At 73.1% G+C, this 21,726-nt stretch carries 21 protein-coding genes; 10 read left to right on the forward strand and 11 right to left on the reverse strand.

The window, feature by feature from the left end:
• The first annotated feature begins 6 nt into the window (after positions 1–6).
• Entirely contained in the window at positions 7–858 is an 852-nt protein-coding gene (gene lptB, locus ACQKQD_RS02655; protein WP_427507401.1) for an LPS export ABC transporter ATP-binding protein, read from the forward strand.
• Between the two features lie 39 nt (positions 859–897).
• On the opposite strand, the gene ACQKQD_RS02660 is transcribed toward lptB, so the two are convergent.
• Positions 898–2,049 (reverse strand): dimethylmenaquinone methyltransferase, encoded by a 1,152-nt coding sequence (locus tag ACQKQD_RS02660; protein ID WP_427507402.1) that lies wholly within the window; start codon positions 2,047–2,049, stop codon positions 898–900.
• Between the two features lie 179 nt (positions 2,050–2,228).
• Here ACQKQD_RS02660 and ACQKQD_RS02665 point away from each other — a divergent pair, with 179 nt between their 5' ends.
• Positions 2,229–3,542 (forward strand): MFS transporter, encoded by a 1,314-nt coding sequence (locus ACQKQD_RS02665; protein ID WP_091925300.1) that lies wholly within the window; start codon positions 2,229–2,231, stop codon positions 3,540–3,542.
• Between the two features lie 50 nt (positions 3,543–3,592).
• On the opposite strand, the gene ACQKQD_RS02670 is transcribed toward ACQKQD_RS02665, so the two are convergent.
• Genes ACQKQD_RS02670 through ACQKQD_RS02685 form a run of 4 tightly spaced genes read right to left on the reverse strand, consistent with a single transcriptional unit; the run spans position 3,593 to position 8,514 of the window.
• Positions 3,593–4,720 (reverse strand): glycosyltransferase family 4 protein, encoded by a 1,128-nt coding sequence (locus tag ACQKQD_RS02670; protein WP_427507403.1) that lies wholly within the window; start codon positions 4,718–4,720, stop codon positions 3,593–3,595.
• A 1-nt stretch (position 4,721) separates the two neighbouring features.
• Positions 4,722–6,101, reverse strand: coding sequence for a right-handed parallel beta-helix repeat-containing protein (locus ACQKQD_RS02675; protein ID WP_427507404.1), 1,380 nt, complete (start codon positions 6,099–6,101; stop codon positions 4,722–4,724).
• Complete coding sequence (locus tag ACQKQD_RS02680; protein ID WP_427507405.1) at positions 6,098–7,039, reverse strand: glycosyltransferase family 2 protein; 942 nt, start codon at positions 7,037–7,039, stop codon at positions 6,098–6,100. The genes ACQKQD_RS02675 and ACQKQD_RS02680 overlap by 4 nt, the downstream gene beginning before the upstream one ends.
• Positions 7,036–8,514 carry a lipopolysaccharide biosynthesis protein gene (locus ACQKQD_RS02685; RefSeq protein ID WP_427507406.1) on the reverse strand — a complete coding sequence of 493 codons (1,479 nt, stop codon included), beginning with the start codon at positions 8,512–8,514 and terminating at the stop codon, positions 7,036–7,038. Before ACQKQD_RS02685 ends, ACQKQD_RS02680 begins: the two co-directional genes overlap by 4 nt.
• Before the next feature lie 128 nt (positions 8,515–8,642).
• On the opposite strand from ACQKQD_RS02685, the gene ACQKQD_RS02690 reads away from it, so the two are divergent.
• Together ACQKQD_RS02690 and ACQKQD_RS02695 are read left to right on the forward strand one after the other, a co-directional pair.
• Positions 8,643–9,245: a serine acetyltransferase gene (locus ACQKQD_RS02690; protein WP_091679041.1), complete on the forward strand. Its 603-nt coding sequence runs from the start codon at positions 8,643–8,645 to the stop codon at positions 9,243–9,245.
• Between the two features lie 8 nt (positions 9,246–9,253).
• On the forward strand, positions 9,254–9,844 hold the full coding sequence (locus ACQKQD_RS02695; protein ID WP_427507407.1) for a serine acetyltransferase: 591 nt from the start codon (positions 9,254–9,256) through the stop codon (positions 9,842–9,844).
• 28 nt (positions 9,845–9,872) lie between these two features.
• Here the strand turns inward: ACQKQD_RS02695 and ACQKQD_RS02700 are convergent, their stop codons facing one another.
• Positions 9,873–11,048 (reverse strand): DUF1972 domain-containing protein, encoded by a 1,176-nt coding sequence (locus ACQKQD_RS02700; RefSeq protein ID WP_427507408.1) that lies wholly within the window; start codon positions 11,046–11,048, stop codon positions 9,873–9,875.
• A gap of 39 nt (positions 11,049–11,087) precedes the next feature.
• On the opposite strand from ACQKQD_RS02700, the gene ACQKQD_RS02705 reads away from it, so the two are divergent.
• Positions 11,088–11,825, forward strand: a complete 738-nt coding sequence (locus ACQKQD_RS02705; RefSeq protein WP_020090574.1) for a class I SAM-dependent methyltransferase — start codon at positions 11,088–11,090, stop codon at positions 11,823–11,825.
• A 4-nt stretch (positions 11,826–11,829) separates the two neighbouring features.
• On the opposite strand, the gene ACQKQD_RS02710 is transcribed toward ACQKQD_RS02705, so the two are convergent.
• Genes ACQKQD_RS02710 through ACQKQD_RS02730 form a run of 5 tightly spaced genes read right to left on the reverse strand, consistent with a single transcriptional unit; the run spans position 11,830 to position 17,714 of the window.
• Entirely contained in the window at positions 11,830–12,771 is a 942-nt protein-coding gene (locus ACQKQD_RS02710) for a glycosyltransferase family 2 protein (RefSeq protein WP_427507409.1), read from the reverse strand.
• Positions 12,768–14,396 carry an O-antigen ligase family protein gene (locus ACQKQD_RS02715; RefSeq protein ID WP_427507410.1) on the reverse strand — a complete coding sequence of 543 codons (1,629 nt, stop codon included), beginning with the start codon at positions 14,394–14,396 and terminating at the stop codon, positions 12,768–12,770. The genes ACQKQD_RS02710 and ACQKQD_RS02715 overlap by 4 nt, the downstream gene beginning before the upstream one ends.
• A complete protein-coding gene (locus ACQKQD_RS02720) occupies positions 14,393–15,034 on the reverse strand; it encodes a CpsD/CapB family tyrosine-protein kinase (RefSeq protein WP_427507411.1) in 642 nt (213 codons plus the stop codon). Before ACQKQD_RS02720 ends, ACQKQD_RS02715 begins: the two co-directional genes overlap by 4 nt.
• Positions 15,031–16,563, reverse strand: coding sequence for a GumC family protein (locus ACQKQD_RS02725; RefSeq protein WP_427507412.1), 1,533 nt, complete (start codon positions 16,561–16,563; stop codon positions 15,031–15,033). Before ACQKQD_RS02725 ends, ACQKQD_RS02720 begins: the two co-directional genes overlap by 4 nt.
• Positions 16,560–17,714: a polysaccharide biosynthesis/export family protein gene (locus ACQKQD_RS02730; RefSeq protein ID WP_427507413.1), complete on the reverse strand. Its 1,155-nt coding sequence runs from the start codon at positions 17,712–17,714 to the stop codon at positions 16,560–16,562. The genes ACQKQD_RS02725 and ACQKQD_RS02730 overlap by 4 nt, the downstream gene beginning before the upstream one ends.
• A 458-nt stretch (positions 17,715–18,172) precedes the next feature.
• On the opposite strand from ACQKQD_RS02730, the gene ACQKQD_RS02735 reads away from it, so the two are divergent.
• From ACQKQD_RS02735 to ACQKQD_RS02755, 5 genes are all read left to right on the forward strand, one after another.
• Complete coding sequence (locus tag ACQKQD_RS02735) at positions 18,173–19,276, forward strand: helix-turn-helix transcriptional regulator (protein ID WP_100250715.1); 1,104 nt, start codon at positions 18,173–18,175, stop codon at positions 19,274–19,276.
• A gap of 98 nt (positions 19,277–19,374) precedes the next feature.
• A complete protein-coding gene (locus ACQKQD_RS02740) occupies positions 19,375–19,575 on the forward strand; it encodes a hypothetical protein (RefSeq protein ID WP_012322375.1) in 201 nt (66 codons plus the stop codon).
• A gap of 394 nt (positions 19,576–19,969) precedes the next feature.
• The gene (locus tag ACQKQD_RS02745) at positions 19,970–20,179 is read left to right on the forward strand and encodes a hypothetical protein (RefSeq protein WP_020090567.1); all 210 of its coding nucleotides are present in this window, start codon (positions 19,970–19,972) and stop codon (positions 20,177–20,179) included.
• A gap of 141 nt (positions 20,180–20,320) precedes the next feature.
• Complete coding sequence (locus tag ACQKQD_RS02750) at positions 20,321–20,851, forward strand: GNAT family N-acetyltransferase (RefSeq protein ID WP_020090566.1); 531 nt, start codon at positions 20,321–20,323, stop codon at positions 20,849–20,851.
• A 237-nt stretch (positions 20,852–21,088) separates the two neighbouring features.
• A complete protein-coding gene (locus tag ACQKQD_RS02755; protein ID WP_020090565.1) occupies positions 21,089–21,700 on the forward strand; it encodes a DUF2147 domain-containing protein in 612 nt (203 codons plus the stop codon).
• Positions 21,701–21,726: the final 26 nt, after the last annotated feature.

Raw genomic sequence — 21,726 nt, forward strand, 5'->3', positions numbered from 1 at the left:
GGCGCCGTGGCGTTCCAGGCGGGCCCGCAGGAGTCGGCCCGGACGGGCTGGCTCGGCCGGCTGTTCGGCCGGCGCGCTCGGCAGGCCGAACAGCCGGCCGAGGCCGACGGCTGGTCCGCGGCCGAGGAGGGCGGTCTCGGCATCCTCAGCGTGCGCGGCCTGCGCAAGAGCTACGGCGCCCGCACGGTCGTCCACGAGGCCGGCCTCACCGTGCGCACCGGCGAGGCCGTCGGGCTGCTCGGGCCGAACGGCGCCGGCAAGACCACGATCTTCTACATGATCACCGGGCTGGTGGCGGCCGATCGCGGCCACATCACCCTGGACGGCCTGCCGATCACGCACCTGCCCATGTACCAGCGGGCGCGGCTCGGGATCGGCTACCTGCCGCAGGAGGCCTCGATCTTCCGCGGGCTCACCGTGGAGGACAACATCCGGGCGGTGCTGGAAGTGGTCGAGCCGGACCGCAAGGCGCGCGCGCGCAAGCTCGACTCGCTGCTGGAGGAGTTCGACATCGCGCGCCTGCGCAAGTCGCCCTCGATCGCGCTCTCGGGCGGTGAGCGGCGGCGCTGCGAGATCGCCCGGGCGCTCGCCTCGTCGCCGACCTTCATGCTGCTGGACGAGCCCTTCGCGGGCATCGACCCGATCGCGGTCGGCGACATCCAGGACCTCGTGAAGCACCTGAAGCAGCGCGGCATCGGCGTGCTGATCACCGACCACAACGTCCGCGAGACGCTGGGCCTGATCGACCGCGCCTACATCGCCCATTCCGGCCGCATCCTCACCGAGGGCACGCCCGAGGAGATCGTGGCGAACCCGGACGCGCGCCGGCTCTATCTCGGCGAGGATTTCCGGCTCTAGGCCGCCGGCCGCGCCCGCACGGGCAGGGCGGCCGGTCGCTCAGCCCTTCCAGTTCTTCAGCGCCGCGAACGGGCTGTCCGAACCCGCGGGCTTCTCCGGGTTCAGTACCGGCTCCACCTGGGCGATCGCGTCCGCCATCGAGAAGGCCGAGCCGCTCTGGAGCCGGCCGCCCGCCGCGTCGCGGTGGCCGCCGCCGCGGAACAGGCGGGCGCCGTCGAGGGCCGTGCCGTCGTTGGACCGGAACGACAGCGTGCCCATCCGCTGGACGTTGACCACGCGCTTGGCCCGGCCCGCGTCCATGATCAGGTCGGAGACCCGCTGGAAGGTGCCCGAATCGAGGGCGAAGGACAGAAGCGTGCCGTCCTTCAGCGGGCGGAACAGGGAATCCGAGCGGGCGAGCGCCCGGGCGAGCCGCATGCGCGTCGTCAGCGCCGGGTCGTCGTCCGGCGCGTCGCGCAGCAGGGTGTCGACCACGCCGGCGCGCAGCGCCGAGGCGCGGCGCTCCAGCTCGGCCGGGCTCGCCCCGTCCCGCAGGGCGGCGGCGGCGGCGAGCAGGATCTCGGACACGAACCGGTCGTGCCAGGGATGCCCGACCGGCACGTAGCTCGACACGACCTCCCAGAACAGCTCGTCCAGGGCGAGGCCGCCCCGGAAGGCGGGGCTCTCCTTGCGCCACAGGTCGAGGGCGTCGACCGCGGTGAGCAGGCTCGACAGGTCGGTCGCGGGCTCGTGCGCGGCGAACAGGGCCCGGTGCTCGAAGGCCATCCGCGTGGCGCAGATGTCGTCCTCGATCAGCACGGCGATCTCGGGGTCGCCCAGGTCGATCCGGTGGAGCGCCGGCCGCTCGGCGTCGGGCGCCGCGTCCAGGCCCAGGCGCCGCATCTGGTCGAGGGAGGAGGCGTGGTGGTCGAGGACCACGAGGCGGTGCTTCTGCCCGTCCTCGCGGCGCCGGTTCATCGCGGCGAACTTCTTCAGGCCCGCGATGGTCTGCTCCTCCAGGCCGAGGTCGGTCATCAGCAGGATCTCGCGCTCCGCCGCGCGGCCGAGGCGCTTGATCTCGTCCTCGAAGACCGGGCCGACATCGCTGTAGCGGGGCACGTGGACGACGCGCTCGACCGGGGCGCAGGCGGCGGCGACCGTCGAGGCGCCGTAGCCGTCGAGGTCGTGGTGGGTGATCTGGATCAGGCGCAACGGGCGGACTCGGAGGGTGACGGAGCGGCCCGTCTACGACGCCCGGCGCCGCGAGGCGAGGGGCGGCGGCCCTTCCGTCCGGCGGCGTTCGGTGCAGAATGCTCCGCGGCCGCTACGAGTCGCGAAGGACCGGCCGGCCGCGGAGACCCCCAAGGGGCCCGTCATTCGGGGAGGACACGATGGCCCTGGCCGCAACGCCGCGCGTGCGCCGCATCCAGACGATCTCGCTCGCCCTGCTGGTGACCGCGGGTGTCGTCAACTACGTCGACCGGGCCACCCTCGCGGTGGCCAACCCGCTGATCCGCGAGGATCTCGGCCTCTCGATCCCCGACATGGGCCTGCTGCTCTCGGCCTTCCTCTGGGCCTACGCCTTCGCGCAGCTGCCGGCCGGGGCGCTCGCCGACCGGCTCGGCCCGCGCCTGACGCTGACGCTCGGCCTGACCTGCTGGTCGTTCGGCCAGATGCTCGGCGGCGCGGTGACGTCGTTCTGGCAGTTCGTGAGCGCCCGGATCGTCCTCGGCATCGGCGAGGCGCCGCATTTCCCGACCTGCGCCCGCGTCTCCCGCGATTGGTTCAACATCCGCCAGCGCGGCACCGCCACGGGGATCTGGAACTGCGCCTCCTCGCTCGGGACCTTCCTGGCCCTGCCGCTGTTGACCTTCCTGATGGTGAGCTTCGGCTGGCGGGCGATGTTCGTCATCATGGGCGCGGCCGGCCTCGTCCTCGCCGCGATCGTCTACCTCGTGTTCCGCAACCCGCGCGAGACCGACCTCACGCCGGGGGAGCGCGCCTTCCTGGAGGAGGGCGATGCCCCGAACGCCGGCCGCGCGGTCACCTGGAGCGCGTGGCGGCGGCTCTTCGGGTTCCGCACCAGCTGGGGGATGATCGTCGGCTATTTCGGCTGCATCTACATGACGTGGCTCTACACCGCGTGGCTGCCGAGCTACCTCGAGATCGAGCGGCACTTCACCCTGCAGAAGACCGGCCTCGTCGGCTCGATCCCCTTCGCCTTCGGCGTGCTGGGCGGGATCCTGGGCGGTCGCGTCGTCGATGTCCTCGTCCGCCGCGGCGTCGACCCGATCCGCAGCCGCAAGATCCCGATGGTCGGCTCCCTGGTGGCGACCGCCGCGTTCACGGTGGTGGCGGCGCTGACGCCGAGCGACACCCTCGCGATCGCCTGCATCTCGGCCTCGCTGTTCCTGGTCTACATGAGCTCGTCGTCGGCCTGGGCAATGGCCTCCGTGGCGGCGCCGGCCAGCTGCACGGCGTCGCTCGGCGCCATGCAGAATTTCGGCGGCTACATCGGCGGCGCCCTGGCGCCGACAGTGACGGGCTTCATCGTCGGCGGCACGGGCCATTTCTCCATGGCCTTCATCACCGGCGCCGTGATCGCCCTGGTGGCGGCCCTGGGCTACTGGACGCTGATCCAGGATCCCATCGCCGACGCGGATCCGGAGAGCCCCGCCGTCGGCGCGCTCGGGGCCGCGCGCTAGGCGAGCCGACGGCGCCCTCTCGCGCCACCCCCGCGCGTCACCCCCACGCTTCACCCCCGCAGGTTCGGCGCGGCCACGATCAGGTCGCGCAGATGCGTGCGGGCCGTGAAGCTCCGGCGCATCAGGTCGACGAAGGTGGCGGCCGGCCCGTCCCAGTCGTGGCGCGCCGCGTGGGCCCGCGCCGCGCAGGCGTCGAAGGGCAGCCGCCCCTCGACCGCCGCGCCCATCAGCTCCGCGAGACGGTCGACCCGGTCGGGCGCGTCCGGGTCGAAGTAGCTCGCCGCGCTGCCGCCGGCTTCCGGGATGGCCGTCAGGCTCGAGGCGATGACGGGGGTTCCCCGGGCGAGGCTGTCGAGCACCGGGATGCCCCAGCCCTCGCCGCGGCTCGGGAAGACCAGGGCGGCGGCCCGGGCGTAGAGGTCCGACAGGCCCCGGTCGTCGATGCCGGCGATGTGCACCGCGTCCGGCGTCCGGGCGAGGCGGTCGAGGGTCTCGGGCCGCTCGCCGTCGCCCTTGCCGACCACGATCAGCCGGGCCGCGCCCTGCGGCAGCCGCGCGAAGGCGTCGAGGACGAGGCCGAGGTTCTTCCGCGGCTCCAGCCGGCCGACCATCAGCAGGTAGGGGCGCCCGTCGGCGAGCGGCGTCCGCTCCGTGACCGCCTGCGGCGGCGTGGAGCCGCAGCGCACCTCGGCGATGCGCTCCCGCGCGATGCCGTAGACGTTGGCGATGGAGTCGCGGCTGTAGTCGGAGATGGTCAGGACCAGCTTGGCGCGCCGCGCCGAGAGCCGGGTCAGGATCTTGTTCCGCCAGCGCATCGACCAGGGGAAGAACTCGGGATGCGTCTCGAACAGGATGTCGTGGACCACCACCACCTGCCGGTCGCCCGGCACCAGCGGCGGGGCGATGTAGGTGGTCAGCAGCGTGTCCAGACGGTCGCGCAGGAAGAGCCACGGCCAGACCAGGGTCAGCCGCAAGGCCGCGGGCACGCGCGGCAGCCGTTGGTGCTCGATGTTGTCGCCCGAGACGATGCGGGCGCAGGCCTCCGGGTCGCCGGAATACACCACGTAGGTGGCGTCCGGGTGGCGCGCGGCGGCGCGCCCGATGATGTTCACGAGCCAGGTCCGGCTGCCCTGCGGCTTGCCGGTGAGCACGTGCGCGTCGATGCCGATGCGAAGCATGTTACGGGCTCCTGTAGGCGCCGAAGGTCGGGGCCTCGCCGGGGGCGTAGGCCTGGCCGGCGATGTCGCGGGTGGCGCCGAGTGGGATGCCGGCGCGGGCCGGGGGCGCCGTCAGGGCGAGCCCGCCGGCCATGGGGTTCGCGGGATCGCGGAAGGCGGGCGTGCCGGTGAGGTCGGGACCCTGGCCGTTGAGCGGCAGGCTCGCCCCGTCGCCGGTGGCCTGCGTGCCCCAGCGGTAGAGCGGGGCGCCGACGGCGCTGCCGAGGAAGTTCGGCCCGATCGCGTTGTTGTTGTCGGTGGTGGTCGCCTCGACCACGATCGCGGCCACGTCCGGCCGGGTCGCGTAGGCGATGTTGTTGAGCACCCGGTTGTTCGACGTGCGGTCGACCCGCTTGGTGTAGTCGGAGGCCAGCACGATCTCGCCGCGATAGACGTGCTTGCCGCCGGAATCGCGCATGTTGCCGGTGGTCGTGTTGTTGACCACCGTGTTGGAGCCGGCGTCGAACAGGTTGATCCCGGCGCCGTCGTTGTCGGCCGCGACGTTGAACGCGACGATGTTGCCGTCGCACCACTGGTCGATCTGGATGCCGTTGCCGTCCTGGCCGGTGGTCTCCTTCTGGCCGGTGACGATGTTGTACCGGATGATGTTGCGGTCGCCGGCGTCCTGAGTGGCGTCCTTGGCGTAGACGTGGATGCCCGAGGTGCCCGACATCCCCACGCCGTTGCCCGCGACGCGGTTGCCCTCCACGACGTAGCCGGAGCCGTTGATCTCCATCCCGTGGATGCCGTTGCCGGTCACGGTGTTGTCGAGGATGTAGCTCGGATCCTCCGCGGGCGCGTTGATCACGTCGACGGCCACGCCGTGGGTCTGGTTGTCGGCGAGGGTGTTGCCGGTGATGCGGTGACCCGCCCCGGCACCGTCGCCGATCCAGATCCCCAGGCCGGAGCGGGACACGGTCGAGCCCGCGACCGTGACGTGGCTCGATCCCCGGCGGATGATGAAGCCGGAATTCACCGCGCCCTGGACGCTCAGGCCCGTGACCGTGACGTAGGCGGCGTTCTCGAACACCACGGAGTTGGACAGGCGCGGCTGCGTGCCGGGTTCTGCCGCCACCGTCACGGGCGCCGCCGCGGTCCCGCGGGACCCGACGAACACGACGTCGCCGTAGCTGCCGCCCCGGACCAGCACGCTCGATCCGGGACCGAGACTGGCGAAGGGCACGTCGGCGAGCCGCGCCACCGTGGTGTAGCCGGGCTTCGCGCCGCCGGCGGGATCGACCAGGATGTTCTGCTGCACCTGCGCGTCGGCCGGCCCGCAGGCGGACAGGACCGGCAGGAGCAGGGCCGACAGGGCGCCGAGGACCGTGCGGGGCCACCTCATGCCGCGAGCGCCCGGGCGATGGCGAGGCGCTTGCGCCGCTGGAACAGCCGCCGCCACACGCTGCGGCCGGCCTCGGGGCTGATCCGCGTCAGCGCGCGCGCCGCCATCTGCCAGCCGGGCAGGAGCGCCTGCGGCATGGCGAGGTCGGCGACCCGGTGGCGCGCCGCCGCGCCCAGCGGCGGCGGCCCGACGAGGCCGAGCCGGCCGAGATCCGCCACGAGGTCCGGGCGCTTGCGGTACCACAGCACCAGCGCCGCGCCCTCGCGCTCGGCGATCCGCAGGTAGGCCGCCTCGTCCAGGAGGTGGTGGTGGTAGCCCAGCGCCTCGGGCGCGTAGAACAGGCGCATGCCGCGCCGGGCCAGCCGCTCGCCGAGCTCGATGTCCTCGTGCCAGAACAGCTTCGGGTCGAAGCCGCCCGCCTCCTCCAGGAAGCGCCGGTCGACGCTGACGTTGCAGGTCAGGAACGCGTCCCAGCCGACCGCGTCGCGGCCCGCCAGCGCGTCGTAGGAGGCGTCGTGGTGGAGCGCCGAGAAGGGCGAGAAGGGCAGGGCGGGGTCGATCGTCATCCGTCCGAGGATCGCTGTCTCACGACCGCCCCGCCGGGCGTGGGCGAGCCGGTGCGCCTCGACGAGGCTCGGGACCGGGATCGTGTCGTCGTTGACGATCAGGAGGCGCGCGCCCCGCGCCGCCGCGATGGCGCGGTTGCGGGCGGCGTTCGCCCCGGCATTCTCCTGGCGCAGGTGCACCACGGGGATCCGGGCCGTGGCGACGGCGCGGCTGACGACTGTCCCGGTGTGGTCGGTCGAGCCGTCGTCGCAGACGACGATCTCGAAGGGCGCGTCCGTCTCCTGCCGGTCGAAGGCCCTCAGGCACAGGCGCAGCGTGTCGGCGCGGTTGTAGGTCGGGATGATGACCGAGAGCACGGGTCGATCGCTCATGAGGAGGCTTCCGGGAGCGGGAGGTCGAGGGGATCGGTCGGGGCGCGGCGCAGGCACAGCCACCCCGCGAGGGCGGCCGAGAGGGCCGCGGCGGCGGGCACCGCCGCGGGCGCAAGGGCGGCGGGACCGGCGGCCCAGGCGAGGGCGGTCAGGAGGGCCGGCGCGGCGAGGATCGGCACGTCGGCCAGGGCGAGGGGCGGTCCTGCCTCCCGCCAGAAGGCCTGAGCCAGGACGCCGAGCATCGCGGCCTCGGCGAGCAGCGCGGCGATGCCCGCGCCGAGGAGCGGATCCCAGGGGATCAGCAGCGTGCAGGCGAAGAGGTTCGTGGCGCAGGCCGCCGCGCTCCCGCGCACCGCGAAACCGGTCCGGCCCAGCGGGACGAGGCCCGCGAACAGGATCGTGGCGGCGATCAGCAGGACGCTCATCCCGGTGGCGATGCGCAGCACCGGGACGGCGCGGCCGAAATCCGGGCCGAAGGCGAGGCGCACCAGCGGCTCCGCGAGGGCGCAGGTCGCCACCGCTCCGGCGCAGGACGCGGCGAGGATCGGGACCAGCGCGCCGCGGACCCGCGCGCGCAGGGCGGTCGTGCCGGCGCGCGACCGTCCGTCGACCAGGGGTCCGACGGCGCGCCCGAAGACCGGCACCAGCGGGGCGCACAGGGTGATCGCCACCGCGGCGCCGAGCTCGAAGAACCGGAAGCCGGCCGTGAACTGGCCGAGCTCGGCCGCGCCCGCGAAGGCGGCCAGCATCATCAGGCTGATCCGGCCGTTGAGCGAGCCGAGGGCGTTCGAGACGCCCACCCCCGCCGCGGCCCGGATCGTCGCGAGCGCGTGCGGCAGCGAGGCGGGGCGGGCGGGCACGAGGCGCAGCGCCAGCGCCAGCCCGACCGCGCCGTACGCGATGCCGGCGGCCACCGCCACGAGGCTGAGCGCCGCCTCCGGAAGCTGCAGCCAGAGCGCGAGTGCCGTCCCGCCGACCAGCAGGGCGGCGTTGGCGAGCGACGGCCAGACGGACCAGCCCGGGCGCCCGCAGACCTGGAACAGGGCGTCGAGGAAGCGGGCGGCCGCGAGCGGCATGAGGAGAGCGGCCAGCGCCAGGGCGGGCCGGATCGCGTCCGGCAGCATCGGCAGGACACCGAGGAGTGCGGCGCCGGTCCCGAGACCGAGGACGAGGCGCGCCGACAGCATCCGGCCGAATTCGGCTGCCCGCATCTCCGGCCCGACCGCGCCGAGCCGCGCCCCGAAGGTCAGGGTGGTGCCGAAATCCGCCGCGATCAGCGCCACCGCGAGGATCGCCAGGGCGAGGCCGTAGCGGCCCAGCGCCGCCGGGCCGGCGAAATGGCCGACCATCACGAAGGCCGCGAAGCCGGCCGTGAGGTAGACGCCGCGCCCCGCCGCCTGACCGAGCAGGTTCGCGCCGTAGCGCAGCCCGCCGGCGCGCCTCCGTCCCGACAATCGGTTTACCAAGCGAAGCATCTCTCGGTGAAGCCTGACTGAAAACTGCGACCTACGATTGCATCGTGGCAGGCTGCGTATGGCTTGCAACCGCAAGATCAATTTATGGTTGCAGAGTTGTCGCGTTGGGAAAAACCGGAGGACTGCGTATGTCCGAGACAGCCGCTGGACCGGATCTGCGTCTCTCGCGCGGAGTGGACGCGGAGGCGGGGCGTCTCCGGTGGGCCGAGGTGCGGGCTGCCCTGTCCGCCGACCGCGATCACTGGCGCCGCCGCGGCGGCGGACCGGCCCGCCTGCGCCGGGGCTACCACGCGGTCTGGCTCTACCGCCTGTCCCGCTACGCCCACGAGCGCGGCTGGCGGATGGCGGCGTGGCTGCTGTGGCTGGTGAACGGCTGGTGGACGGGCGCCGACATCCCGCCCTCCAGCCGCATCGCCGGCGGCCTGTTCCTGCCGCAGCCCTACGGGACGGTCATCGCCGGCGCCGTGGGCCGCGACGCCGCCTTCGGGATCCAGGCCTCCATCGGCGGCCTGCTGAAGGAGCCCGACCAGGACATCGGCGGCGGCCCCGGCCTGCCGGTGCTGGGCGACGACGTCGTCCTGGAAGCCGGCGCCATCGTGCTCGGCGCCGTCCCGATCGGTGACCGGGCCCGGATCGGCCCGCGGACCACCATCCTCAAGCCCGTCCAGGCCGACGAGGAGGTCATGCCGCAGCCCTGGCGGCCGCTTCCCGGCCGGGCGGGCGCGGCGTGAGCGGCCCGATGACCGACCACGTCACCCTGCCGGGCCTGCGGCGCCTCCTGGCGGCCGACTTCACCCGCGTCCTGCGCCAGACGACGGGGGGCAAGCCGACTTCGCGGCTGCGGCGCGCGATGCACCTCACGCTGCCGGCCATGCAGGTGGCGATCCTCCACCGGACCGCGCACCTGCTGCACGGCCGGGGCTGGCGCCGCTGCGCCGCCCTGGTGGCGGACTTGTCCTTGCGGCTCACGGGCGCCTGCCTGCATCCGGGCTCGCGCCTCGGGCCCGGCCTGTTCGTGCCGCACCCGGCGCGGGTCGCCTTCTGCGGCACCGGGGGCGCCGACCTGACGCTCCTGCCCGGCACCCTGGTCGGGCCGCGGGACTGGGTCTTCCCGAGCCAGCCGTTCCCCGCCGACGGCCCCCGTCTCGGCGACGGCGCCGTGGTCGGCGCGCACGCCGCCGTGCAGGGGGCGGTTGCCATCGGCGCGGGCGCGACGATCGGGATCGGGGTCTGCAGCCTCCGGGACGTCCCGGCCGGCACCGTGACGATGCTGGTCCAGCGGCAGCTCCGCAGCGGCGGCCGCGGCCCGGAGGCGGGCCGTGGGCGCTAGATCCGGACGCGCCGGGCCGGTGCCCGGCTCACGCGCGCCCGTGCTCCCGGCGGACGGCCGGCCGCGCCTCCCGGCCCTGGCGCCTGGGCGCCAGCTGGCGGCGCAGCACGCGCTCGTAGGCGTCGAAGATGCCGCGCCACGTGAACGCCTCGGCGTGGCGGCGACGGGACGCCTCGCCCATGACCTCGAGGCGGCGCGGCCCGGCCCGCACCAGGCCGAGGATGCCCCGCCGCAGCTCGGTCTCGTCACCGAAGTACAGCGCCTGCGGCCCCGCCACCCAGCGGTTGAACGGGTTGTCGTGGGCGAGGATCGGCGAGCCCGCCCCCAGCGCCTCGACCAGCGACGGGTTGGTCCCGCCCACGGTGTGGCCGTGGATGTGGAAGCGGGCGTGGAAGCGGAGCGCGGCCACGCGCTCGGCCTCGTAGATCGCGCCGGCGAAGATCACGTCCGGCCCGCCCGCCGCGCGGACGGCGCGGTGGTACGGGTCGGACTCCGCGAGCTTGCCCAGCACGAGCAGCGGCAGGCCCGGCCGGACCTCGCTCCAGGCCCGGACGATCTGGAGCACGAGGTTCTCGGGCACCACCCGGGCGATCAGCAGGCCGTAATCCCGCGGGCGCAGGCCGAACGTCGCCAGCGGCTCGGTCGAGGCCTCCAGCACCGGGTCGGCGCCGTACGCGATGGTGGTGATCCGGGCGGCCGAGGTCCGGCGGGCGAGGTGCCGGGCGATCTCCGGGTGATCCGCCACGAGGTGGGTCGAGAACAGGCTGCCGAGCCGCTCGTTCAGCCAGAACCAGGCCTTGGCGGGCTTCGACCAGCGGTCGCGCTTCCACTCGATGCCGTCCATGTTCATCACGCTGCGCTTGGCGGTCAGCCGGTAGAGCAGCGAGAACACCGCGGTGTTGTAGCCGAGCACGAGGGGCAGGGCCGGCCGGAACGCCGCCCGCAGGGTGCATTTCAGGTCGAACACGATCGTCGAGACGGCGCCGTCGCCCCGGACCGCGACCGGGATCAGCAGGATCCCGCGCCAGACCATCGGCGGCGCCGGCTCGCGCGCTTGGCAATAGACCTCGACCCGCCAGCCGCGCGCCACGAGCTCCAGCGCGAGGCGCTCCGCCAGCGTCTCGAACCCCCCGTGCGCCGCCGGCACCCCGCGGGTGCCGAGGATCGCCACCGTCGGGCGCCCGCCCGATCCCCCGGATTTCATATGCGCCGTCGGCGCAGCACGTTCAGAGGAGCCTGAGGCATGGTCACGGTCGAACAGCGTCTGTTCCGGGAGATGGGAGCCGGGGGCTATTCCCGGCACGACCACCGGATGGAGTACATCGTGCGCGTCAACGCGCTGCTCCGCTCCGACATGCGGGTCATGGAGTTCGGCGCGGGGCGCGGCAAGTGGAGCGATGACCCGGTCCCACTGCGGCGGCACCTCGGCGACTTCCGGGGGCGCTGCGCCCAGGTCGTCGCCTGCGACGTCGACGAGGCGGTCCTCGGCAACCGGTCGGCCGACGAGGTCCGGCTGATCGGTCACGACGGGGTGCTGCCATTTCCGGACGGGAGCTTCGACCTGATCTCGGCCTTCTCGGTCCTCGAGCATATCGAGCACCCCGAGGTCACCGCGGCGGAGCTCGGCCGGGTGCTCGCGCCGGGCGGCTGGCTCTGCGCCTGGACGCCGAACCGCTGGGGCTATGTCGGGATCGGGGCGCGGCTCGTGCCGAAGCGGCTGCACGCCCGGGTGCTGCGCCTCGTCGAGCCGCGGCGGGTCGAGATCGACTCGTTCGTGCCGCTCTACACGATGAACACGGAGGCGGCGCGGAAGCGGCTTTTCCCAACTGACCGGTTCGAGCACTTCACCTACAGTTTCGACGGGCAGCCGTTCTATCATGGCGAGAACATCGTCCTGGGCAAGTTCTGGGAGCTGCTGTTCCGGCTCACGCCGGGTCCCTTCAAGGGCTACCACATGGTGTTCATCCGCAAACGGCCGTGACGGTTCATCGCGGTCGGAGACGAAGACTGCGCAGGTGCCCGGAGAACCTGCGCATGTCCTCGGCCTTGCGGGCGAGGTCCGGCTGCCGGCGCAGCCGGGCCGCGAGACCGTAGGCCACGGCCCGCAGGGTGAAGCCGAGCCGGAGCGGGCCGGAGAAGAAGGCGGGCGACGACAGGAGCCGCCCGGCATTGCGCAGGCTGTAGATGGCCGCCAGCCCGTCGAGCCAGCGGGCCGAGCGGGCGCTTCCCGAGCCGCCCTGGAGATGGGTGACGGCGATGTCCGGGCGGTAGGCGACGCGCAGGCCGGCATCGCGCAGGCGGCAGCCCCAGTCCACGTCCTCGCCGTAGAGGAACATCGGGCTCTCCAGGCCGCCGATCGCGGCGATCGCCGAGCGGCGCAGGAGCAGGCAGGCCCCGCAGATCCAGTCGACGTCGAGGGCCCGCGCCCCCCTGGCCTGGCGGCTCGCGAGGTAGAGGCCGCGCAGCCCGAGGCGGCCCGACAGGCCGGCGGCGTGCACCAGGATCGAGAGCGGGCGCGGCTCGTAGCCGGCGTCACCGACCTGATGCGTCCCGTCCGGGAAGGTCAGGCGCGGGCCGACCGCCCCGACATCCGGATGCGCGTCGAGATGGTCCAGGAGGCCCGCGAGCGCGTCCGGGTCGTGCAGGAACGCGTCGGGGTTGAGGAGCAGGATCGCGGTGCCGCGCGCGTGCTCCAGCGCGCGCGCGTTGCCGCCCGCGAAGCCGTGATTGGTCGGCTCGGCGATGACCCGCACCCAGGGAAACGCCCGCGCGACGCGCTCCGGCGTCCCGTCGGTGGAGGCGTTGTCGACCAGGATCACCTCGTAGGGGCGTCTCACCCGGCTCGCCGCCAGCAGGTCCAGGCAGGTCTCGATGTCCCGGCCGGCATTGTAGGTGACGATCAGGACGCTGAGGCTGACGGCGCTCACGGACGGTCTCCGTACGCTGCGAGGGATGGGCGACGCCGAGGCGGCTCCGCGCGCGAAGGGCCGCGCGGCGAGGGGACCCGCTCCGGTCGGGCGCGCGCCGCGCCGATCGGGCCCGTCGACGCCACCGCCCGGGACGCTGCGACGGCCCTGCGCCGCTGCGCCGCCCGTACCCCGGCGATCAGCCCGAGGCCGGTGTAGAGCAGCTCGGCGATGCCGAGATTCAGGCGGAAGCCCGGATCGACCAGCCCGTGCAGCAGGTGCGCGATCAGGCCGACCGCGCAGGCGGCCGCGATCGCCGCGAGCGGATCGCCCACCGGCGCGCGGCGGGCGGCGCGGAAGCCCCGGGCGATGCCGATGCCGAAGACCAGCGCGAAGGCCGCGTAGCCGACGACCCCGACCTCGGTGAGGATCAGGATGTGCAGGTTGTGCACCACGTGGTTCGACCGGTCGAACAGTCCGGCGAGTCGGGACAGGCCGGTCCTGTCGAGGACCGCGAACTGGTTGCCGAAGTTGTTCAGGCCGACGCCGAAGATCGGGAACTGCTCGAACAGGGCGAGGGCCGCGGCGTTCAGCGGGCCGCGCTGGGCGGCCGAGCCGCCGTCGTCGGCGGTGAGCCGCTCCCAGATCAGCGGGCCGGCGTAGAGCGCCGCGACGGCGCCGACGACCGCCAGCAGGCCGAAGACGATCAGGCTCGTCCGGGAGAACAGGCGGTCGCGGTAGACCAGCAGGATCAGGAGGGCGGCCGAGACCGGGAAGGTCAGCCAGGACGCGCGCGACAGGGTCAGGACCACGCCGACCAGGGCCGAGGCGGCGCCCGCCGCCCCCGCGAGGCGCAGGAGCAGCGGGCCGCGCGACAGGGCCAGCGCCAGGGCGAGCGGCCAGACGAACTCGTAGTAGTAGCCGAGGATGTTCGGGTGGACCTTCAGTCCGCCGGCGCGGCGCTGGGCCGAGAAGTTGATGTTCTCCTCGACGATCTGTTCCTCGCCCAGCACCGACAGGCCGAGTTCCGAGCCCGAGACGTATTGCAGGCCTGCCACCGCGGTCTGGACGAGGCAGAGGGCGCAGATCGCCAGCGCGAGGGTCCGGATGTCGGATTCGGACAGGTTCGAGACCGCGACCGAGACCAGGAGGAGGCCGGCGAAGCGCCACGTGTCGAACCAGAGATAGGCCGGGTCGGTGGCGTTGGAGAGCGAGAGCAGCCCCGCGATCAGAAAGCCGAGCTGCGTCAGCACGAGGGGCCGGTCGAGCCGCAGGCCCGGGGCGTCCTCCCCGAGTCCGGTGAGCTTGGCGACGATCAGCGCCGCGGCCACCAGCAGGGCGACGCTCACCGTCAGGCCGGCGCCGCCGCCGATGCTCGGCAGGTACTGCCCGACGGCCTCGAAATGCTGGAGGAAGCTGACGTCGAGCTTGACCGTCAGCCCGACCGCGAGGGCGACGAGCAGGAGCGGCGTGAGGCGATAGAGCCGCCCGACGATCAGGGCGCCGACCCCGCCGAAGGCCGCCGCGAGGCCGACGACGGCGAATTTGAGCGGCGCCGCGCTCAGGGCGATCGCCCCGGCCGCGGCCGCGAAGCCGATCCCGGCGAGCGGCAGGACCCGCAGCGCGCGGACGGGCGCCGCGCTCATCCGAGCCACCGGTAGAGCCATCGCGGGATCGGCCGCCGCGTGCGGTTCAGGACGACGCCGAGCGGCGCCCCGCCGGCGGCCTTGAGGTCGGCCAGGGCGCGCTGCGCCACGGCCCGACGGGTGCGATCGGCGCCGATCACCACGATGAAGCCGTCCACGAAGGGGGAGAGCGCGGCGGCGTCGCCGATCTCGGTGATCGGCTCGCAATCCACGATCGCGAGCTCGAAGCGGTCGTCGACGAGCGCCAGGAAATCCTCCACGCGGCCGTCGTCCAGGGTCGCCTGGCGGATGGCCGACGGGCTGCCCGCGGGCACGACGCTGAGGTGGTCGGCGACCGGGTGGACGCCGCGGCTCGGGGCGACCGTGCCGGCAACGATGTCGGCGAAGCCCGGCTGGACGGTCAGGCCGTAGGCCTCCGCCAGCGACGGGCGGGACCAGTTCGCCTCGATCAGCACGGCGCTGCGGCCCCGCCGGGCGTAGGCGCCGGCGAGTTCACGCGCGAGGGTGCTGACGCCCTCGCCGGGCTGGACCGCGGTGAGGCCGACCCGGCGCACGCGCGCCTCGTGCCGGGTGAGCTGGACGAGGGCCGGCTCCAGGATCGCCGGATCGATCTTCGGCGCGATGGCGGCGGCGATCATGCGGCGGCTCCCGTCTGCAGCGGCACCGCGGCCAGCACCGGCACCCGCAGCGAGCGGGCGACCTCCGACGCGCTGCGGTAGGTCTGGGCCAGGATCTCCGCGAGGGCGACGTAGGCCAGGGCGGCGAGCAGGCCGAGACCGGCCGCGAGCCCGAGGATCAGCGGCCGGTTCGGGCCGGAGGGCAGCCGCGGCGGCACGGCGCGCGCCACGAGGGCCGAGGAGGTGACGGCCTGCGCGTCGAGACCCGTGCCGGTCTTCAGAGCGTCGATCCGCTTCTGGGTCTCGATGATCTCGTCGGTGAGCAGGCCCTTCTGCTGGGTCAGCCGGCCGTAGGCCAGCGCCGCGTCGCTCTGGCCGATGGCCGCCCGGCGGCGGGTCTGCTCGATCCCCGTGATGCTCTGGATCTTCTCGGCGAGGATGGCGAGCTTCGCCGTGTCGGCGGCGAGGAGCGCCTGGTACTTCTGTCGGGCCAGGGCCGCGAGGTCCCGATCGAGGCTCACGAACTCGGGGGCGGTCGGCCGGAACCGCACCGCCAGCTCGGCGCGCTTCGTCCGCAGGTCCGCCCAGCGCTGGTCGAAGGCCGTGACCGTCGGGTCCGCGTCGGGCGGCGTCGGCTGCCAGCGGTCGGGTCCGGCCTCGCGGGTGCGCTTGAGCCGGGTCTCGACCACCTCGCGCTCGATCTGCGCCGCCGATTTCTGCTTGGCGAGGTCGGCCAGGGTGCCGAGGTCGTTCTGCTGCTCGATCTCGAAGCTCGCGGTGTTGTTGCCCTTGAGGTAGGTCGAGAGCTGCGCGTCGATGGCGGCGAGGTCGGCCCGGGCGCGCTCCAGCTTGCTCTGGTAGAACGAGGCGGGAGTCTCGTCGGCGTAGACCTCCACGTGGCGGCGCTTGTAGGCGTCGAGCAGCCGGTTCAGCGCCTGGGCGGCGAAGTGCGGGTCCGTCCAGGTGAAGCCCGTGAGGATCACGTCCGTCTCCTTCACGAAGACGACCTTGAAAGCCGCGAGGTACGCCTCGTAGAGCTTCTCGTCCGGGGTCAGGTGGCGCAGCAGGCCCACCGCCTCGAACGGGATCCGCACCGTATCGACGACCCAGGTCTTGACCGCCTTCGCGCTCCGCACGGCCTGACGGCCCTGGTAGATCAGCCAGTCGGTCCAGTCCGCCGGGGGCGGCCCGAGGTCGCCGGTCGGGGTGATCGCCTTCAGCGTGGCGAACTCGTCGCGCACGATGCTGGGATCGCGCAGGATCTCGATCTCGTTGTTCACGTTCTGCGCGCGCTCCGAGAACATGTAGTTCTGGTTCGCGCCGCCCTGGAGCGGGGCGCCGGCCTTCTCGCGGCCGAGACGGATGATCAGCTTGGCGTCGGCCGTGTACTCGGCCGGCGTCAGCAGGAGGTAGATCCCGGCGCCGAGGATCGCCGCGACCAGGATCAGCAGCGCCGGCCGGATGTGCCGGAACAGGGCCGCGAGGGCGTCGCGGAGGTCGAAGGCCGGGCCCTCGACCGCGTCGGCGGCGGTCAGGTCGCTCTGCCTCACGTGCCGGACCTCACGGTGGCGCTGGTGGAGGTGCTGGCGGACGGGCCGGTGATGTAGTTCACGCCGAAGCCGGTCCCGTTGAAGAGCAGGATCTGGCGCACCACGAGGTCCACCGCGCGGGCGGTCTTGGCCAGCAGCGAGGGCGGCACGTAGACGGTGGCGTTGGGCGGCACCACGATCGAGTCCGCCAAGCCCGGCTGGCCGATGTCGACGATGCGCACGCTGCCGGCCGCCTCGGCGTCGAAGCGGATGATCCGCACGGCCTCGCCGGCCGCGGTCGGCAGGACGCCGCCGGCCGAGCCCAGGACCTGCGCCAGCGTCCGCGGCCCCTGCAGGGTGACGGGACCCGGCGCGCGGACCTCGCCGAACACCATGGTGTTGGCCGGGACGAGGCTCGCGAGCCGGACGCTGGTCGTCACCGAGGCCAGCTGGTGCTTGTAGGCGGTGTTCAGGCTGCCCATGACCTCGTGGACGGTCCGGCCCGCCGCCTGCACCGGGGGCACCATCGGCAGGTTGATCTTGCCGTCCGGCTCGATCGCCAGGACCTTCACGCGGCCCATGTCGGCCCGCTGGGTGAGGTCGCGGAAATCGTCGGTGACGGTGCGGAACCGGCGCAGCATCAGGGTGACGACCGGATCGATCAGCACGTCGTCGTAGGTGCTCTTGATCAGCGCGGCGGCCGCCTCCGGCGACAGGCCCGCGACCTTGATGCCGTTCTTGCCCGGCAGCGAGATCCGGCCATCCGGCCGGACGATCACCGTACGGTTGTATTCCGGGTGCGTGCGGAAATCGACGTCGAACTCGTCGTTCGGGTTCAGGCGGTAGGTCGGCTGGACGACGCTGGAATCGATCAGGAACGAGACTTCCAGGTTGTCGCCGACGTTGAGCCGGTAGTTCGCCAGCCCGAGGCGCATGGTCCGCCCGACCTCCTCTTGGGCGGCCGCGACCAGCGCGGCCGGGAGGCCCTCGGTGACCGAGCCGGTCTGAGCCACGTCGAGGCCGGAGCGCGCCGCGCTCTGCGGGCGCCCGGAACTGCAGCCGGCGAGCAGCGGCGCGCAGGCGACGAGCGCGAGCGCGACCGCCGAGGCACCGGATGGCCGGCCGGGACGCCGTCGCGCGACACCGAGGAACGCAGACAGGGTAAACGCCATCGACCTTCAGCCGCATCCTGCTCGAGTGCGCTCGTCCCATCACAACTCGTGATCGAACCGCGCACCGCGATACAATCGCCAAGCTTGGTTAACGAGGCTTGAACCCGGCTCTCGGCAACTCTATCAGAAGTTGTGTCTGGCAAGCCGTGGCAAAGTGCTGAGCCTCGCCCGCCCCGTAGAGGGGGGCGGGTTCCGGCGCAGGCCGAACGCGTGTGCGCGGCCGGGGCGCCGTCGTTCCCGCCGCCGGCGGGTCGACGCGCGGATCCCACCGCGGCGGTGCCGTCTCCCGACAAGTCCCGCGCACGCTCCCGCCGATCTAAACCTGTAATTAGAGGGATGCTTGCCCGGATTTAAGAACGTGATCTATAGTTCGACGGTATGGAGCCGTACCGAGCGAGGACGAGAGTTCGGCGAGCCGGCGCTGGGCGCCAGTATCCGGCGCGGCGGAGGCGCGTCACATGTCGGGCGTGAGGCCGGATCTCTTCGCCCGCCTGCACGACGACCTGGAGTCCGGCTTCCGGGAGGACCTCGAGGAGGCCGTGATCGATCCCGCGCGCTGGCCTGACTTGGCCGAGCGCGTCGTGCGGGCGTCCGGCAGCGAGGGCGCCCTGCTGCTGCGCTCCGACCGGACCGGCCTCGAATCGCTCTGCACCGCCTCCCTCGCCGACGCCTCGCGCCGCTACTTCGACGAGGGCTGGCACCGCGACGACCATCGCCTCCGCGGCATCCCGCTCATGCGGACGCGCGGGATCGCGGTCGATCAGGACTTCACCACGCCGGAGGAGATCGCGCGCCTGCCCTTCTACCAGGATTTGCTGGCCTCCCGCGGCCTGCGCTGGTTCGCCGGGATCGGCTTCTCCGTGAAGGGACGCCTGTGGTGCCTCTCCCTGCAGCGGACCGTGGAGCAGGGACCGTACGAGCTGCACGAGCAGCGGCGCCTCGCGACCCTGTCGCCGCTCCTGCAGCGCGCGGGCCTGCTGACGTCGATGGTCGAGCGGGCCCGGCTCGCGGGGCTGACGCAGGCCTTCGAGCTGATCGACCGCGCCGCCCTGATCCTCGACGCCGACGGGCGGGCGCTCCGCTGGAACGACGCGTTCGGCGCCCTCCTCGGGCGCGACCTGAAGCTCTCGGGCGGCCGCCTCACCGCGGAGGATCCGGACGCCGCGCGGCAGCTCGAAGCCCTGGCGCGGCCCTCCGGCCGCCCGCCGATCTCGGCGGTCGTCGCCGCGCGACGGGACGGGCCGCCGCTCGTGATCCACGTCGTGCCGCTGGTCGGGCCGAGCCGCGGTCTGTTCGCCGGGGCGAGCACGCTGCTCCTCGGGAGCGTGCCCGGGGCCCCGGCCGCGCCCGCGACCGCGATCCTCCAGGCGGCCTATCGGCTGACCCCGGCGGAGGCGCGCCTCGCCCAGGCGCTGTCGAGCGGAATCTCGCTGGCCGAAGCCGCTTCGCGATTCGCGATCACCGCCGCGACCGCGCGCTCGCAGCTGAAGGCGATCTTCGCCAAGACCGGAGCGACGCGCCAGTCGGATCTCGTGCGGCTCGTGGCCGGGCTCGCGCGCTGAGGGGTCACGGTTCCGAGAGGCGCGCGGCCCTGTCGCGTCGGCGCCGGAACGGGTGGGGCCGGCCGCCGGTTGCCGCAGGAACGACAGGAGATGTCTCGATGACGAATCGGATCGCACTCGTTTCCGCCCTGGCCGTCGCGGGCCTGCTGGCCGGCGCGCCCGCCCAGGCGAAGGGCTGCCTCAAGGGCGCCGTGGTCGGCGGCGTCGCCGGGCACATGGCCGGACACGGCAAGATGGGCGCGGCCGCGGGCTGCGCGATCGGTCACCACAACGCCAACAAGAAGGCCAAGCAGGGCTGACCGTCCCGACGCCGTCTACTTTGACGGCGATCGGATCGGCTAAAGGGTGATGACCAAGTCATCGCCGCTTCTCCGAAGCCGGATTCCCAGCGGAATCCGGCTTCGCTGCGTTCCGGGCCATGGCGCCAGCGAGATCGGTTCGCGCGGCACCTGACCTTCTCACCCAGATGACGGGACCGTCGGCGCGGCGACCGCCGACCCGGACCGCCCGCGCGTCCACGTCTCCAGTCGCCCTCGCTCCACCCTTTCGCACCGCGTCGCGCTCGGCCCCCCGCCCGCAAGCCCCGCGCAAGCCGGCCGTTGACCTTACTTTCGAGCTATTCTAATTAAGAACTGTGGAGGGCGCGCCGCCGATGCGGTCCCCTCCCTCCGAGATACCCGATGGAGAGACCCGATGGCCGGTTCCGCGAACGCCGCTTGCGAAAGCTGCCGCTTCTTCGACGATCACAAGCTCAACGGTGCCCAGGCGCAGGGTGACGAGGGCCTCTGCCGCTTCAATCCGCCGGTCAGCCAGCCGGCCCCCGAGTCGAAGGGTCTCTGGCCGGTCGTGGCCTCGAAGGACTGGTGCGGCCACTTCACGGCCGAGATGTCTGCCGCCGAGTAAGTCATCGCATCCTCGAGCCGTGCGGGATCTGCGCCGAGGCGCCGGTCCCGCCGAGGCTCCGCCACCGTCCACGGGATCGAGCCGCGCCCGGCTCGTGCGGGCAGATTGCCGGAGCCGCGCCGCCTCGCGTAACCTGCGGCCGTGACAGACGTGATACGCCCGGCCACGGAGGCCGACCTTCCCGCCATCGCGGCGATCTACGGCGACGCCGTCGCCTCCAGCACGGCCAGCTTCGAGACGGAGCCGCCGACGCTGGCCGAGATGACGCGCCGCTTCGAGGTGCTGCGCGCGGGCGGCTTTCCCTACCTCGTGGCCGAACGGGACGGCGCGGTCGCGGGCTACGCCTATGCCGGCCCCTATCACCAGCGCGCCGCCTATCGCTCGACCCTCGAGGATTCGATCTACGTCGCCCGGACGGCCCGCGGCGGCGGAGTCGGCCGGCGCCTGCTCGCCGCCCTGATCGCGGCGAGCGAGCAGATCGACTGCCGGACCCTGGTCGCCATCATCGCCGAGAGCGGCTCACCCGCCTCGATCGCGCTGCACGCGAGCCTCGGCTTCACGCCCGTCGGAACGCTCGCGGGAGTCGGCCACAAGCACGGGCGCTGGCTCGACGTGACGCTCATGCAGCGCAGCCTCGGACCCGGCCGCAGCCTTCCGCCGACCCGGATCTGACCGTTCAACGCGCACCGATCCCAGTATCGCCGGGTCGATTCCCGTCCAGAGCCCCGGCTGAGTTGTCATGATGCGGACAACTTCGCGCGGGAGAGGGCGGGCATGACGCGCACGCCGTCCGGTTCTCGGCGCGGGCGCGATGACGCGGAGGGAGCGATCCTTCCTGCGCGGAAGCGGCACACGCGAGGACGGGCGGTCAAGGCTCCATCACGACTCGCGAGGGATGGGAGTTCGGGTATGCGGTTTACATCGATCGGTCGCCGGGTTGCGCCGCTCGCGATCCTGGCGCTCTCGGCGCTGGCGGGCACGGCCCAGGCCAAGACGCCGACCGATCCCAGCGGCACCTATCTCACCGAGGACGGCCGCGCGCGCGTGCGCCTCGAGAAGTGCGGGACCGCGGGTGACCGGCTGTGCGGATACGTGGTCTGGCTGAAGGTCCCGCTGAACGACAAGGGCGAGCCGCGGATCGACTTCAAGAACCCCGATCCCAAGAAGCAGGCCCGGCCGTCCCTCGGACACCAGCTGATCCTGGGCCTGAAGCCGAATGCCGACGCCCATTACGAGGGCAAGATCTACAATTCCGAGGACGGCAAGTCCTACGACGTCACCATCTGGACCGAGACGGCCGGCGAGCTGACGGTGCGCGGCTGCCTGATCGCGTTCCTGTGCAAGTCGCAGACCTGGACCAAGGTGACCGATCTCGCGCCGGGCCAGCTCCCCGGCCCGACCAACGGTGCGAACGGTCCGCGCAGCGATCCCGAATACGCCACCGCCGCCCCGAAGCCGACCGCCAAGGCCGGCGCGAAGCCGGCTCAGAAGCCGGCCGCCGAGGCGCCCAAGGAGGAGTGACCGGCGCGGACCCGCGCGTGGCCGGC

Source organism: Methylobacterium sp. NPDC080182, from assembly GCF_050281105.1.
Lineage (GTDB): Bacteria > Pseudomonadota > Alphaproteobacteria > Rhizobiales > Beijerinckiaceae > Methylobacterium.